At 73.6% G+C, this 13,797-nt stretch carries 11 protein-coding genes; 7 read left to right on the forward strand and 4 right to left on the reverse strand.

Going from position 1 to position 13,797, the window contains the following annotated elements:
* Nucleotides 1–344: 344 nt before the first annotated feature.
* Nucleotides 345–917: a SigE family RNA polymerase sigma factor gene (locus Sru02f_RS01275; protein ID WP_030183825.1), complete on the forward strand. Its 573-nt coding sequence runs from the start codon at nucleotides 345–347 to the stop codon at nucleotides 915–917.
* Nucleotides 914–2,251, forward strand: a complete 1,338-nt coding sequence (locus Sru02f_RS01280) for an SNUT3/LISCH7 family protein (RefSeq protein WP_109029362.1) — start codon at nucleotides 914–916, stop codon at nucleotides 2,249–2,251. The genes Sru02f_RS01275 and Sru02f_RS01280 overlap by 4 nt, the downstream gene beginning before the upstream one ends.
* Before the next feature lie 111 nt (nucleotides 2,252–2,362).
* Here the strand turns inward: Sru02f_RS01280 and Sru02f_RS01285 are convergent, their stop codons facing one another.
* On the reverse strand, nucleotides 2,363–3,181 hold the full coding sequence (locus tag Sru02f_RS01285; protein WP_280524867.1) for an SURF1 family protein: 819 nt from the start codon (nucleotides 3,179–3,181) through the stop codon (nucleotides 2,363–2,365).
* A 132-nt stretch (nucleotides 3,182–3,313) separates the two neighbouring features.
* Between Sru02f_RS01285 and Sru02f_RS01290 the strand changes: the two genes are divergently transcribed.
* Nucleotides 3,314–5,134 carry a S9 family peptidase gene (locus Sru02f_RS01290; RefSeq protein ID WP_109029364.1) on the forward strand — a complete coding sequence of 607 codons (1,821 nt, stop codon included), beginning with the start codon at nucleotides 3,314–3,316 and terminating at the stop codon, nucleotides 5,132–5,134.
* A 91-nt stretch (nucleotides 5,135–5,225) separates the two neighbouring features.
* Here Sru02f_RS01290 and Sru02f_RS01295 read toward each other — a convergent pair whose 3' ends face one another.
* Nucleotides 5,226–7,139 (reverse strand): NAD(P)-binding protein, encoded by a 1,914-nt coding sequence (locus Sru02f_RS01295; protein WP_109029365.1) that lies wholly within the window; start codon nucleotides 7,137–7,139, stop codon nucleotides 5,226–5,228.
* Between the two features lie 233 nt (nucleotides 7,140–7,372).
* Between Sru02f_RS01295 and Sru02f_RS01300 the strand changes: the two genes are divergently transcribed.
* Both Sru02f_RS01300 and Sru02f_RS01305 read left to right on the forward strand, forming a co-directional pair.
* Nucleotides 7,373–7,882: an NfeD family protein gene (locus Sru02f_RS01300; protein ID WP_109029366.1), complete on the forward strand. Its 510-nt coding sequence runs from the start codon at nucleotides 7,373–7,375 to the stop codon at nucleotides 7,880–7,882.
* A gap of 106 nt (nucleotides 7,883–7,988) precedes the next feature.
* Nucleotides 7,989–9,491: a flotillin family protein gene (locus tag Sru02f_RS01305; RefSeq protein ID WP_109029367.1), complete on the forward strand. Its 1,503-nt coding sequence runs from the start codon at nucleotides 7,989–7,991 to the stop codon at nucleotides 9,489–9,491.
* 39 nt (nucleotides 9,492–9,530) lie between these two features.
* Here Sru02f_RS01305 and Sru02f_RS01310 read toward each other — a convergent pair whose 3' ends face one another.
* Together Sru02f_RS01310 and Sru02f_RS01315 are read right to left on the reverse strand one after the other, a co-directional pair.
* Nucleotides 9,531–10,613, reverse strand: coding sequence for a PucR family transcriptional regulator (locus Sru02f_RS01310; RefSeq protein WP_109029368.1), 1,083 nt, complete (start codon nucleotides 10,611–10,613; stop codon nucleotides 9,531–9,533).
* A gap of 121 nt (nucleotides 10,614–10,734) precedes the next feature.
* Nucleotides 10,735–11,019, reverse strand: a complete 285-nt coding sequence (locus tag Sru02f_RS01315; RefSeq protein WP_109029369.1) for a zinc-ribbon domain-containing protein — start codon at nucleotides 11,017–11,019, stop codon at nucleotides 10,735–10,737.
* 282 nt (nucleotides 11,020–11,301) lie between these two features.
* On the opposite strand from Sru02f_RS01315, the gene Sru02f_RS01320 reads away from it, so the two are divergent.
* Complete coding sequence (locus tag Sru02f_RS01320; RefSeq protein WP_109029370.1) at nucleotides 11,302–11,592, forward strand: DUF3040 domain-containing protein; 291 nt, start codon at nucleotides 11,302–11,304, stop codon at nucleotides 11,590–11,592.
* Nucleotides 11,593–11,739: 147 nt separating this feature from the next.
* On the forward strand, nucleotides 11,740–13,281 hold the full coding sequence (locus tag Sru02f_RS01325; protein WP_109029371.1) for a potassium/proton antiporter: 1,542 nt from the start codon (nucleotides 11,740–11,742) through the stop codon (nucleotides 13,279–13,281).
* Nucleotides 13,282–13,797: the final 516 nt, after the last annotated feature.

Consider the following 13,797-nt stretch of genomic DNA (forward strand, 5'->3'; position numbering starts at 1 on the left):
CAACCGTGCGAGCGGCGGGGAGCGTCTTTGCGGTCACCCATTCGTGGCGCGGGGCGTGGTTCGGCGCGGGGACGCCGAGGGCGGGCGTGGGGACGCCCGTTCACATGGAACACAGGGGAAGAGCGGACGATGAGGGCCTATGACGCACCGTCAGCCGGGTGGCCGCCCGGGCGGCTGCCCGACGGACACGGGAACGTGACGCCCGGCACGTACAACCCTCACGGGGGTGGACGTGTCCAACTGGCGTGGCAGAGGTTCTCGATTTCACCGCAGGCACGCGGGGCGCGGCTCTGCGCCCTCCCGTCCGGTCCGTCCGTCCCCGTGTGGCCGGTCCGGCCGGTGGCATGCCGGTGATCGCGCCGATGCCCGCAGCGCGGCCGGCCCGCATATCGAACCAGCGCGACGGCGCCGAGGACGTGGCGGCGGGCACCACCGTCGACCACCTCACCGAGACCTACCGGGCGCACTACCGCTCGCTGCTCGGTCTCGCCGCCCTCCTCCTCGACGACACGGCCTCCTGCGAGGACGTCGTCCAAGAGGCCTTCATCCGGGTGCACTCGGCGCGCAAACGCGTCCGCGACCCGGAGAAGACCCTGGCGTACCTGCGGCAGACCGTCGTCAACCTCTCGCGCTCGGCGCTGCGCCGCCGCATCCTCGGCCTCAAGCTCCTCTCCAAGCCCATGCCGGACATGGCGAGCGCGGAGGAGGGGGCGTACGACCAGCTGGAGCGCGACTCCCTGATCAAGGCGATGAAGGGGCTCCAGCGCCGGCAGCGCGAGGTGCTGGTCCTGCGCTACTTCGCCGACATGACGGAGGCCCAGGTCGCCGAGACGCTCGGCATATCCCTGGGCTCGGTCAAGGCCTACGGGTCGCGCGGGATCGCGGCGCTCAGGGTGGCCATGGAGGCTCCCGCATGAGCGACGGCAACGACGCGCGACCGGACGCCCGCGACGGGCGTGATCCGGGGTCGGACGTCCACGACGGGCGTGACCCGGGGCCGGTGGCCCGCGACGGGCGTGACCCGGGGGCGGACGCCCGTGACGGGCACGACGCAGGACCGGACGCCCGCGACGGTCACGACGCAGGACCGGACGCCCGTGACGGGCATGGCGCGCCCGCCGGACCGGCCGGGCGGGAACAGCAGAAGCACACGCACGACACGCACGCTGGGAAGGGAACTGTGAACCACGGCCCCGCCGCGCAGGGCCCCGACGCTCCCGGGGCCGACGGGCCGGCCACCGACGAGGCCGCCCTGCGCGCGATGATGCAACGGGCGGTCCGGGAGATGGAACCGAGCGACGGCACCCTGGAGCACCTGCGGCGCGCGGTGCCCGCCCGGCGGGCCCGCAAGCGCCAGGCACTCGTCGGCGCGGCGGCCGCCGCCCTCTTCCTCGGCACGGCGGTCCCGGCCCTCGTACACGTCTCCAACGCCACCGGCGCGGGAGCCGACCCGTCCGTCGCGGGCAACGCCTCACAGGCCCAGGGCGGCGCCTCCCAGGGCAAGGACCCGGCCGGCGGGCAGAGCGGCGTCGCCGGCTCCGGGGACACGCCCGAGGACCCGGACAAGGTCGGCCCCAAGGAGACGCCCGGCGGCAAGGAGCCCGGCGCCGCGACGGGCGCGCCCCCCTCGGGCGTCCCCAGCGCCAGCAGCCCCGCCGACGTCCCCGCGTGCGCGCCGGGGTCGCTCGGCCCGGCCGTCGCGAGCAGTGCCGAGCCCGACTCCACGGGCGTGGTCTACGGCTCCTTCCGCGTCACCAACGTCTCCTCGGACGGCTGTACCGTCACCGGCCCCGGCAACGTGGTCACCGCTTCGCTGGGCGCCGCCGAGGCCACCAGGATCGGCACCGCACGGCACGCCGCCGGGGACGCCGCGGCCGGACTGCCCGACCCGTCGCTGGAGACCGCCTCGCTGGCCCTGGCGCCGGGCGCCGCGTACGAGGTGCAGTTCGCCTGGGTGCCCTCGGAGACCTGTCCCACCACCGGCGGCACCACGGGAGGCAGCAGCGGCGGGCCCTCGCCCGATCCCTCGCCCACCGCGGACACGACCGCCGCGGGCGGCACCTCCGCGGGCGGTGGCGAGGCCGGACCCACGACCCAGCTGATCACCGAGGACGGCCCGGCCGAGGGCAGCGTGTCGGTGACGTACACGCCGGAGGGCGGTTCCGGATCGGCGACGGCCACGGTGTCCAACGCGTGCGTGGGGACCGTCTACTGGACCGGCCTGCTGGCGGACTCGGGCTCGGGAGCGTAGCCCCCGCGGGGCAAACCGCGCGGGGGAGGTCCCCGTGGGTCAGGCCCCGCGGACGCAGGTCCCGTGGGTCAGGCCCCGCGGACGCAGTTCCCGTGGGTCAGGCCCCGCGGGTCAGGAGACGAGCCCCGCCCTGGCCCGTCCGGCGTCCTCGTCCTCCGTGTCCTCCCCGTCCTCCGCGACCAGGCCCAGCTCGGCGTCCCGGGCGAGTTCGACCTCGCGGCGCAGCAGCCGGAACCACATGAAGATCACGAAGCCGACGAACGCGAACCACTCGGCGGTGTAGCCGAGGTTCTGGAAGGCCTTCAGGTCGAGGCCGGTGTTCTGCGGCGCGCTCACGGGCACGGTCCGCATCCCCGAGTCGCCCTCGTTCAGCGTGACCCAGGCGTCGTACACGTCGTAGGGCACGAGGTTCAGCAGCGTCGCCGCGCTGATCGCGCCGGTCTGCCCGTCGGGCCACCCGGAGCGCCCGCTGACGCCGCCCGCGCCGGGGGACTCGGCGGCCTGGAGCGCCCCGGTGACGGTGACCTCGCCGGTGGGCGGGGCCGGGGCCTTGGCCGGGTCGGGTTCGCCGGGGAGCCAGCCCCGCACGACCGGCAGGGCCTCACCGCTGTCGGTGCGCAGCAGCGTGAGGACGTAGAAGCCCTCCCGGTCGTCGAGCTTCCGCTCCGGGACCAATAGCTGATCGTCGTACCGGCCGGTGACGGTGGTCTGCCTGCCGACCGTCGCCTTGTCCACGGGCAGCAGCTCGGTCAGCGGGCGTGCGGCGTCCCGGGCGGCCGACTCCTGCTGCGTGGAGGCCGTCTCGTGGTCCTGCACCCGGTCCTCGAAACGGCCGAGCTGCCAGGAACCCATGAAGATGCAGAAGGGGATGGACAGGACGACGAAGACGTTGATCCCCCACCATCGGGGCGTCAGCAGAAACCGGTACACGCTCTCCACGGTACGGTGCGCGCCCGGACCACCCGGCCGCGGGGCTGTGGAAAACGTGACGGACGGAGGAGGTTGTCCACAGGCTGGGGATCTCTTCTGCGCGGTGTCGCCGGGTCGGGGCAGTATGGGGCCATGACTGAGAGCAACGGGTTGCGGCAGACGCAGGGCGAGCAGGTGCCCGACTGGGAGAAGCGGTTCCGGGCGCCGAGGGTGTCGCTGCCCGACTGGGCCGAGGACGCCCCGGACCGCTCCCTGTTCGTCTCGAACGCGACGGGGACGTACGAGCTGTACGCCTGGGACCGGTCGAGCGGGGAGCAGCGCCAGGTCACGGACCGGCCCAACGGCACGACGGACGGCGTGCTCGCGCCGGACGGCGACTGGATCTGGTGGTTCGACGACAAGGACGGCGACGAGTTCGGCGTCTGGCGCCGCCAGCCCTTCGCGGGCGGCGCGGACGAGGAGGCCGTGCCCGGTCTCGACCCCTCCTATCCGGCGGGCCTCGCCCTCGGCCGGGACGGCCGCACGGCGGTGATCGGCCGCTCCACCGACGAGGACGGTACGACGATCCACCTCGCGCGCGGGGACGGCGGCGCCCCGGCGGAGATCTACCGGCACCGCGAGTCCGCGGGCGTCGGCGACCTCTCCCACGACGGCTCCCTGATCGCGATCGAGCACACCGAGCACGGCGACGCCATGCACTCGGCGCTGCGCGTCCTGCGTCCCGACGGCAGCACGGTCGCCGAGCTGGACGACACCAGGGGCGGCGAGGAGGAGCTGGGCCTGGAGGTGCTGGGCTTCGCGCCGGTCGACGGCGACACCCGGCTGCTCATCGGCCATCAGCGCCGGGGCCGCTGGGAGCCCCTGGTGTGGGACGTGGCGACGGGCGAGCAGACCGACCTGGCCCTGGAGCTGCCCGGTGACGTCAGCGCCGAGTGGTATCCGGACGGTTCCGGCCTGCTGATCGTGCACGGTTTCGAGGCCCGCAGCGAGCTGTTCCGCTACGACTTCGCCGAGCGCGGCCTGACGGAGATCGACACCCCCGCCGGCACCGTCTCGGGGGCCACGGCCCGCCCCGACGGCAGCGTGGAGTACCTGTGGTCCTCGGCCGCCGAGCCGTCGGCCGTCCGCTCCACCACCGGCCGCGTCGTCCTCGACCCGCCCGGCATGAAGTCGCCCCGCTCGGTCCCGGTGGAGGACGTGTGGGTCGAGGGGCCGGGAGGCCGCATCCACGCCCTGGTCCAGAAGCCGGCCGGGGCGGCCGGTCCGCTCCCGACGGTCTTCGACATCCACGGCGGCCCGACCTGGCACGACAGCGACTCCTTCGCCGCGGGCCCGGCCGCCTGGGTCGACCACGGGTACGCGGTGGTCCGGGTCAACTACCGGGGCTCCACCGGTTACGGCCGCGCGTGGACCGACGCCCTCAAGCACCGGGTGGGCCTCATCGAGCTGGAGGACATCGCGGCGGTGCGGGAATGGGCGGTCGCCTCGGGCCTCGCGGACCCCGAGCGCCTGATCCTCACCGGCGGCTCCTGGGGCGGCTACCTCACCCTCCTCGGCATCGGCACCCAGCCCGAGGCGTGGACGCTGGGCATCGCGGCCGTGCCGGTCGCCGACTACGTCACCGCGTACCACGACGAGATGGAGGGGCTCAAGGCACTCGACCGCACCCTGCTGGGCGGCACCCCCGAGGAGGTCCCCGAGCGCTTCGAGGCATCCTCCCCGCTGACCTACGTCGACGAGGTCAAGGCCCCGGTGTACATCTCGGCGGGCGTCAACGACCCGCGCTGCCCGATCCGCCAGGTAGAGAACTACGTCGAGCGCCTGGAGGCCAGGGGCGCCGTCCACGAGGTCTACCGCTACGACGCGGGTCACGGTTCCCTGGTCGTCGACGAACGCATCAAGCAGGTCCGTCTGGAACTGGACTTCGCGGAGAGGAACTTGCCGAAGAGCTAGCTTCTCGGCCGACCGAGTCGGGTGGTGGGTCGGCACAGGCCGGGGGCCAGGGGGCGGCGCCCCCCCTGGCGGGGCCGTAGGGGCGGCGCCCCTACACGTCCACCCCTCGCCGGGCGGCCCGCCGCCCCAGCAACTCCGCCAGCCCCCTCCGCGTCGCCGCCAGCACCACCCGGTCCGAGCCCCGCAGGACATACGTGTCGGGCAGCTCCCACACCAACCGCGACTCCCGCGCCCGCTCCGGCGCACCGCCCTGCGCCCGCCCACCGTCGGAGACCTCGCCGTCGGGGACCTCGAGCGCCAGTACCCGCCACGCCCCCGCCCGGAACGCCTCCCCGACCGTCTTCCCCTCCAGCTGCGGATGCCCCGCCACCTCCACCGCCGCGAACAGCAGCACCCGCCGCTCCACGGGGATCGCCCCGAGGATCTGCCGGCCCATCATCGCCCCGGCGAAGGACGGCGCCGCCAGGTGCGTCACGCTCCGGCTGCGGGTGAGCGCGCCCGGGTGGGCGGCCCGCAGGGTGCGGTACACGGCGGTCGCGAAGTCGTCGTCGTACAGGCGCAGTACCACCCGCAGCCGCGACCGTACGGACCGCGCGTACAGCACCGCCTCCAGGTTGGTGGTGTCCACGCTGGTCAGCGCGAGCAGGGAGTGCGCGCGGTGGATCTTGGCGGCCTCCAGGACGCCCTCCTGGGTGACGTCCCCGAGTACCACCGGCACCCGCAGCCGCCGCGCGGTCGCCATGCCGCGCGCCTCGGGGTCCGCCTCGACGCACACCACGGGGATGTCCATCTCCCGCAGCCGGGTCAGGACGCGGGTGCCGATCTTGCCGAGACCCAGCAGTACGACATGCCCGCCGAGCCCGCGCGGCGGCTTCCGCAGTGCCGACGCGCTGCGGAAGGTTCCGAGCGCCTCCAGCACGGCGGCCAGCAGGACGGGCAGCAGCAGCAGTCCGACGAACCCGGAGAGGAGCTGGAGGATCTGACGGCCGGTGTCCTTGTTGTGCGCGGGTTCGTTGATGGAGAACAGATCGAGCAGTGTCACGTACGTGGCGTGCAGGGGATGGTCGCCGGTGACCAGCATCAGTGCCACGGCGAGGGCGACCACGCAGGCCGCCAGGCCGGCCAGCGACCACCGCAGCCGCCGTGAGAACAGTTCGCCGAAGGCGGGCACACCGGCCCGCCCGGCGGGCAGCGGCGGCCCGGAGTACGACACCTGCTCCAGGGCCACGGTCCCGCGTCCGGTGGCCGCCTCCACCGCCGCCGCGTCGGGCAGCAGTTGCGGCCCGTGCTCGCCGCTGCCCTCCGAACCGTCCGCACCGGCCGGGTCGTTGCTCGTCGCGGACAGCAGCGCCAGAGTGCACAGCCCCGGGTCGGCCACCTCGCCGGGGCGGGGCGGATTGCGTTCGACCGCGCGCAGCAGCAGACCGTCCGTCTCGACGACCTTGCTGGTGCCGACGAGGGCGGTGGCCGCCAGCGCGGGCGCGGCGGTGTCGGCGTCGGACAGGACGGTCGTGGACCCGGCTCCGGTGCCGGTGCCGGAGCCGGTACCGGACCCGGGCCCGTCGCCCGTCGCCAAGGTCGCGCTCTGATCGAGGAGTTCCTCGATGTGCTGGCCCAGACGCCGGTTGTACAGCCGCAGGACCAGCCGCAGCCGGGGGTTGAGCCGACGGGCGGTCAGGGCGGCCCGGATGTTGGTCTCGTCGTCGTCGTACACCAGGGCCAGCGCGGTGGCCCGCTCGACACCGGCGTCCGCGAGTACGTCCTCGGTCGGCTCGGTGGCGTCCAGTTCTCGGTCGGCGCCGCCCGGATCGGCGTTGCCCGTCCGGTTGACCGCCGCGTTGACCATGTCCAGCAGCGCCGCCGAGGCCGCGCGGGCCCGCCCGACCACCGGCTGGCGCACCCGGCGCCCGGCGGGCGGGACGACGAGTGTGACCTGTTCGCGGTAGACGCCGCGCAGTTCGGCGGCCAGCCGGTGGGCCAGCCCGTCGTCGCCGCACACCACCATGTGCGCGTACTCGTCGCCCTGCGGAACCTGGTTCGGAACGCTCCCCGTATGAGTCCCCATTTGGGGAAGGACAGTACAGGCATCGGGCGCGGTTCCAGGAGCGCCGGAAGAGATCGAGGGCGGCATCAAAGACGCGTAAAGATTGCCGGTACTCGGCAATGACGTGCTGTCGCGCCGCGTGTGACGATTCATCTCACCGAAGCTCAGCGACGGGCGGGAGGGGGACGGCACGCATGGCCTGGTTTCTCGGGCTGGGTATCACGGGGGTCGTGCTGCTCGCCCTGTCGCTGGTCTTCGACGGACTGCTGGAAGGCGTCTTCGACGGAGTGCTGGACGGCGTCCTGGAGGGGTGGCTGTCGCTGCCGGTCGTCGCCGGGTTCGTGGCGATGACCGGCTTCGGTGGCGCCATCGCCCTCGGCACCGGCTGGACCGGTCCCGCGGGCGCCGCCGGCGTCGGCGCGGTCGCCGGAGTGGGGGCCGGCTGGCTGACGTACCGCTTCGGCCGCGCCCTGATGCGCGACCGGACCGCCGTCACGCCTCGTACCGACGACCTCCTCGGCACGTCCGGCAAGGTCGTGACCGCCATCCCGGCGGACGGCTACGGCGAGGTCCTGCTCCGGCTCGCCGGGCAGCCGCTGAAGTGCGCGGCGCGCAGCACGGTGCCGCTGGCGCGGGGCGCCGAGGTGTGGGTCGAGGCGGTGCCGACGGGGACGTCGGTGCTGGTGCGCCCGGTGGACCGCTGAGGCCCGCGCCTTCTCTGCCGTCTCTGCCTTCACTCGTTCTCTGTTTGTTCTGTTCTCTCTGCTCTCTGTTCTCTCTGTTCTCTCTGTGTGATTCGGGGGCGTTGTCATGAGTCCTGTCGTCATCGCGGTGGTGGGAGTCGTCGTACTCCTGGTGCTGCTCGCCCTGGTGGTGGTCAGCCGCTACAAGGTGGCCGGTCCGAGCGAGGCGTTCATCGTCACCGGGCGGCGCGGCAAGAGGTCCACCGACCCGGAGACGGGCCGGGTGTTCACCGACAACAGCGGCCAGAAGGTCGTGGTGGGCGGCGGCGTGTTCGTCGTGCCGTTCGTGCAGCAGCGGTTCACGCTCGACCTCTCCTCCCGGCACATCCCGGTCGCTGTGCGCGGCGCGGTGACGCTGCGCGGGGTGAAGGCCAATCTCGAAGGCGTCGCCATCGTCAAGGTCGGCGGCACGGAGGACGCGATCCGCGCCGCCGCGCAGCGGTTCCTGATGCAGCAGGACGGCATCGTCGGCTTCACCCAGGAGGTGCTGTCCGGCGCGCTGCGCGCGATCGTCGGCCGGATGTCCGTGGAGGACGTCATCCGGGACCGGGCCGCCTTCGCCGGCCAGGTCGCCGAGGAGGCGGAGGCGAGCCTGTCCGGGCAGGGCCTGGTGCTCGACGCCTTCCAGATCCAGGACATCACCACCGAGGGTTCCTACCTGGAGGACCTCGGCCGTCCCGAAGCGGCACGCGCGAAGCAGGAGGCCGACATCGCGGAGGCGGTCGCCCGGCGGGCGGCCGAGCAGGCGCGGCTGAAGGCGGAGGAGGAGATCGCGGTCGCACAGCGGACCCTCTACCTGAAGCAGGCCGAGATCAAGGCCGAGACCGACCAGGCCGAGGCCCGCGCCAACGCCTCGGGTCCCCTCGCGGAGGCGGCCCGGCAGCAGGACATCCTCGCCGAGCAGGAGAAGGTCGCCGAGCGGCAGGCCGCGCTGAAGGACCGCCAGTTGGACACCGAGGTGCGCAAGCCCGCCGACGCCCAGCGGTACGCCGCCGAGCAGGAGGCGGAGGCCCGCCGGGTGGCGCGGGTGAAGCAGGCCGAGGCCGAGCGCGCCGCCGGTATCGCCGCGGCCCAGGCGGAGGCCGAGCGGGCCCGCCTGACCGGTGAGGGCGAGAAGCAGCGGCGCAGCGCCCTGGCGGACGCCGTACGGCTGGAGGGTGACGCCGAGGCCGCCGCGATCGGTGCCAGGGGCGCGGCCGAGGCCGAGGCGATGGAGAAGAAGGCGGACGCCTTCGACCGGTACGGCGACGCCGCGGTGCTGCAGATGCTGGTCGAGGTGCTGCCGCAGGTGGTGGCGAAGGCGTCCGAGCCGCTGGCGGCCGTGGACAAGATGACGGTCATCTCCACGGACGGCGCGAGCCGGCTCACCCGCACGGTCGCCGACAACGTGGCGCAGGGCATGGAACTGCTGGGCTCGACCACGGGCGTCGACCTGGCGTCCCTGCTGAAGGGCATCACGGCCAAGGAGGGCACGGCCAAGGAGGGCATCACGGCCAAGGAAGGCATCACGGCCAAGGGCGAGGCAGGCCGGGACACCTCCGAGAACGGCAAGGTGGAGATCACGGACTGACGCCCCCGGGCCGACCGGTCGCCGGGAGGGCCCGCGAGGCTAGATCTCCTGGGCGGGCCACCCCAGCAGCCGGGCTCCGATGACCGCGGTCTGCAGCGTGTAGCGGTGGACCGGGTCGGAGGCGTTCGCCCCGGTCAGCTGGTGGATGCGGTCCAGCCGGTAGGTGAGCGCCCGCACGCTGAGCGTGAGACGCCGGGCGGCCTCGGCCGCGGTGCAGCCGGCGTCGAAGTACACCTCCAGGGTCCGCAGCAGCGGTTCGGCACCGCCGCGGGCCTCGCGCAGCGGACCCAGCACGCTCAGCACCAGGTCGGCCATCGCCTGCCGGTCCCGGGCCAGGACCGGGTAGACCAGCATGTCCGCGGCACGCACCACCGGCTCCTCCAAGCCCAGCCGGTCGGCGAGTTCGAGGGTGCTGAGCGCCTCCTCGTAGCTGTGCACGACGCCGCCCGCGCCGTTCTGCGGCCGCCCGACGGCCACCCGGTTGCCGTCCGTGGCGGCGTAGGCCTGCTTGGCGAAGAAGGTGAGGACCTCGTCCTGGTCGCCGGGCGCGATGCAGATCAACTGCCCGTTCTTGGTGGTGATCAGGACGCGCCGGTCGCCGAAGCGGGAGATGAGCGCGCTCTCCACGATCCGTGTGACCGGGGCGGTGTCGTCGTACGCCTCGGGCCCCTGGGCCACCGCGACGGCGTGGGCGTGGGAGAGGACGAGCCCGAAGCGCTCGGCCCGTTCGGCGAGGCGGCCGAGGTCGCTGCGCCCGTAGAGCAGGTCGTCGATGAACTCCCGCCGCGCGGCCTCCTCCTGGCGTACGGCGAGCCGCTGCGCGCGTTCGTAGCCCTCCGCGAAGGCGTCCACGGCCTGGGCGACGGCGGCGAGCACGGTGCCCGTGACGTCGGTGCCGGAGACCGCCGCACCGCGGCCGGGCCAGGACGTGCGGGTGGCGTCCAGGTGCAGCCGGACGAGACTGCGCAGGCTGTGACCGGCCTCCGCGGCCTGCTCTCCGAAGAGCCTGCGCTCCTCCAGCTCGTCGCGGGTCAGCCGGCGCCCCGTGTCGGCGACGCCCGCCAGGATCTCGGCGTACCCGGCCAGGTACGTCTCCCGCTGCTCCGTCTGCAGGTCCGTCACCCCGCGCCTCCCCTGCCGTTCACGCCCGGTGCGCGGTGTCCGGCAACGTGAGGGTAGTCAACGCTGCCGGAAACCGGCAACGCGGAAGGCAGGGGGCAGCGGCTAACCTCCGCCGCCCTCGCTAGGGCCGCTGGTACGGCTGCTGACCGGACGGCCCGTACGCCTGACCACCGGCCTCCTGCGCCTGGAGCTGCTCCGCCTGCTCCCTGGTCACCTGCTGCTCGGCGCCGCAGAAGGTGCACTGGGTCGCGTACTTCGTCGAGAAGGGGAACAGCGGCACGAAGAACAGGGTGAACTTCGTGACCCGCTTCCTGAGCGTGTGCGCGGCGGGGTTGCCGCACCGGTCGCACACCAGGGTCAGTATCGCGAGTTGGTAGAGGTATCCCTTGGTGCCAAAAACGATCACGAGCTGGTCCTTCCCGGTCGGCCCCCTGCGGGCGCGCAGGACACCCGGATCACGTACGGATCACGTGCGTCTACACGTACACCTACAGGTCGCAGGCCGCCGTATTTGGGTGCCGCCCCGGATGGCCCGGACATGCCCGTGCGGGCGAGTCTGGAACCCACTCCCCTTACCCGGCCGCTCCGTCCTGGTGTGATCGTGATGCCCCACCCCGCAAGGAGAGCACATGGCCCGCCCCGCTGACCGCGTCGCCCGTCCAGGGCCCCGCGTCGGGAGGAGGACCCCATGCCCGTACCCGAAGACCGTCGGCTCGACGAGATCGAGTCCCGCCTGCACCGCGAGGATCCCCAGTTCGCCCGTGCCATCGCCGACGGCCGGCCCTGCCGCCCGCGCGAGTACCGGTACCACCGGGCTTGGCTGCTGCTCGCCGCCGCCCTGGGCGCGCTGGCCGCCGGCCTGTTCCTGGCCCACGGGCTGCTCATCGCCGCCGGGCTGGTCTTCGCCGGAGTCGCCGGTGAACTCTTCGACCCGCACCGGCGCGAGCGCGGTACCCGGTGCCCGCCGTCCGGGTCCTGAACCCGGCGGGCACGGGGCGGTGGGCACGGGCGTGTACGGGGCGGTGGGCACTGGCGTGTACGTGGTCGTGGAGACGGCCGCGTACGGGACTGCGCACGCCGGTTACGGGGCTGTGCACGCGGGCGCGGGCGGCCCGGAGCGCGTCCGATGACCCTGTCCGAGCTGTACGTGATGCTGCTGATCGGCGGCACGGTCCTGCTGGCCAGCATCGCCGCGGCCCGCGCCGCCCACCGCATCGGCCTGCCCAGCCTGCTGCTGTTCCTGTGCGTCGGGCTCGTCGCGGGCGAGGACGGGCTCGGTCTGCGCTTCGACGACGCCCAGCTGGCCCAGGCACTGGGTGCCGCCGCCCTCGCGCTCATCCTGGTCGAGGGCGGGCTGACCACCCGGTGGAGCGACGTCCGGAGCCTGCTCGCTCCGGCCGGAGTGCTCGCCACGGTGGGCGTGGTGATCTCCGTGGTGGTGACCGCCGCGGGCGCGCACTGGCTGCTGGGGATCGACTGGCGGCTGGCCCTGCTGATCGGTGCGATCGTCTCCTCCACCGACGCCGCCGCCGTCTTCGCCGTACTGCGCGCCCTGCCGCTGCCGCGCAAGGTGAGCGTGCTGGTGGAGGCCGAGTCCGGCTTCAACGACGCGCCCACCATCATCCTGGTCCTGCTCTTCTCCACCACCTCCGATCTGCCGGGCCCGCTCCCCGTCGTGGGCAACCTCCTCTTCCAGCTCGTGGTCGGCGGCGTCCTGGGCGTGGTGACCGGCCGCCTGGGCGTCGCCGCGCTGCGGCACATCGCCCTGCCCGCGACCGGCCTGTACCCGCTGGCCACCGTCGGGTTCGGCGTCATCGCCTTCGCCGCCGCCGGAGCGCTGGGCGCCAGCGGCATCATCGCCGCCTACCTCTCCGGGCTCGTCCTCGGCAACGCCAAGCTGCCCCACCGCGCGGCCACCCGCTCCTTCTCCGAGGGTGTCGGCTGGCTGGCCCAGATCGGGCTGTTCGTCATGCTCGGCCTGCTCGTCGACCCGAGCGAACTGCCCTCCGCGATCCTCCCGGCCCTGGTCGTGGGCCTGGTCCTGCTGCTGCTCGCCCGGCCGGTGTCGGTACTGCTCTGCCTGCTGCCGTTCCGCGTGCCCTGGCGCGAGCAGGTCTTCATCTCCTGGGCCGGTCTGCGCGGCGCGGTCCCCATCGTGCTCACGACCTTCCCGGTCGTGGCGGGGGTGACCGGCGCGCGCGACGCCCTGAACATCGTGTTCGTGCTCGTCGTCCTCTTCACCCTGCTCCAGGGGCCCACCCTGCCCGCCGTGGCCCGGTGGACGGGGGTGACCCGTCCGGACGCGCTGCGCGAGATCCAGGTCGAGACGGCGCCGCTCGACCTCCTGGACGCCGACCTGCTCACCGTGTCCGTCCCGCCGGGTTCACGGCTGCACGGCGTCACCGTCTTCGAACTGCGGCTGCCGCACCCGACGGCCGTCACCCTGGTCGTCCGCGACGGCGCCAGTCTCGTCCCCGACCGCGACACCGTGCTGCGCGCCGGTGACGAACTGCTCCTCATCACCACACCCCAGGTCCGGGAGGCGGCGGAACGCCGACTGCGCGCCGTCGGCCGCCGCGGCAAACTGGCCCGCTGGCTGGGCGAGCACGGCACTCCGGAGTCCGAGCCATTGCTCCCCATGCACCCCGAAAAGCATCACAATGCGTAATAAGTGATGCGGTAAACTTCTTTACCGAGCCGTGATGCTCCGTCGAGCGGACGGGCGATCAGTTCACCCAGACGGTACGGCAGTTCGAGGAGACGGGGGCAAGCCGGATGCACCAGACGCACCGAGCCGCCCCGACCGTCAGCCCCGCCGACCCCGTGAACCCCACGCGCATCGACAACACGGCCCGAGACAGCGTCCCCGAATCCTGACGCACCTCCTCGCTCCACCTCAGCCACGAGCAACGGCAGGCATCCGCCGAACGCCGTGGTAACCGCGGACAGCCGCCACGCCGTCGTTGGCCACCCGCCGCGACACCGGGCATCCGTCGGCCGCTGTCGTAGCTGAGGGCAGCCGCAACGCCGCTGCCGCTGCGGGCAGTCATGCCGTTGGGGGCGGCACGGGTGGACGCAGCGGCGGCCCTGCAACGCCGGGCAGCGCCCCCGCCCGGCCCGCACCCCGTACCCCGCCCCGCGGCCCCGCGCGCCCGCCGCCACCGACCCCCCGGAGGACAGACGC

Origin of the sequence: Streptomyces rubrogriseus, from assembly GCF_027947575.1 — a bacterium.
GTDB classification, from domain to species: Bacteria; Actinomycetota; Actinomycetes; order Streptomycetales; family Streptomycetaceae; genus Streptomyces; species Streptomyces rubrogriseus.

Coding starts and splice junctions, on each gene's coding strand:
- Sru02f_RS01275 (WP_030183825.1), top strand. CDS start 345: ATGCCGGTGATCGCGCCGATGCCCGCAGCGCGGCCGGCCCGCATATCG.
- Sru02f_RS01280 (WP_109029362.1), top strand. CDS start 914: ATGAGCGACGGCAACGACGCGCGACCGGACGCCCGCGACGGGCGTGAT.
- Sru02f_RS01290 (WP_109029364.1), top strand. CDS start 3,314: ATGACTGAGAGCAACGGGTTGCGGCAGACGCAGGGCGAGCAGGTGCCC.
- Sru02f_RS01295 (WP_109029365.1), bottom strand. CDS start 7,139: ATGGTGGTGTGCGGCGACGACGGGCTGGCCCACCGGCTGGCCGCCGAA.
- Sru02f_RS01300 (WP_109029366.1), top strand. CDS start 7,373: ATGGCCTGGTTTCTCGGGCTGGGTATCACGGGGGTCGTGCTGCTCGCC.
- Sru02f_RS01305 (WP_109029367.1), top strand. CDS start 7,989: ATGAGTCCTGTCGTCATCGCGGTGGTGGGAGTCGTCGTACTCCTGGTG.
- Sru02f_RS01320 (WP_109029370.1), top strand. CDS start 11,302: ATGCCCGTACCCGAAGACCGTCGGCTCGACGAGATCGAGTCCCGCCTG.
- Sru02f_RS01325 (WP_109029371.1), top strand. CDS start 11,740: ATGACCCTGTCCGAGCTGTACGTGATGCTGCTGATCGGCGGCACGGTC.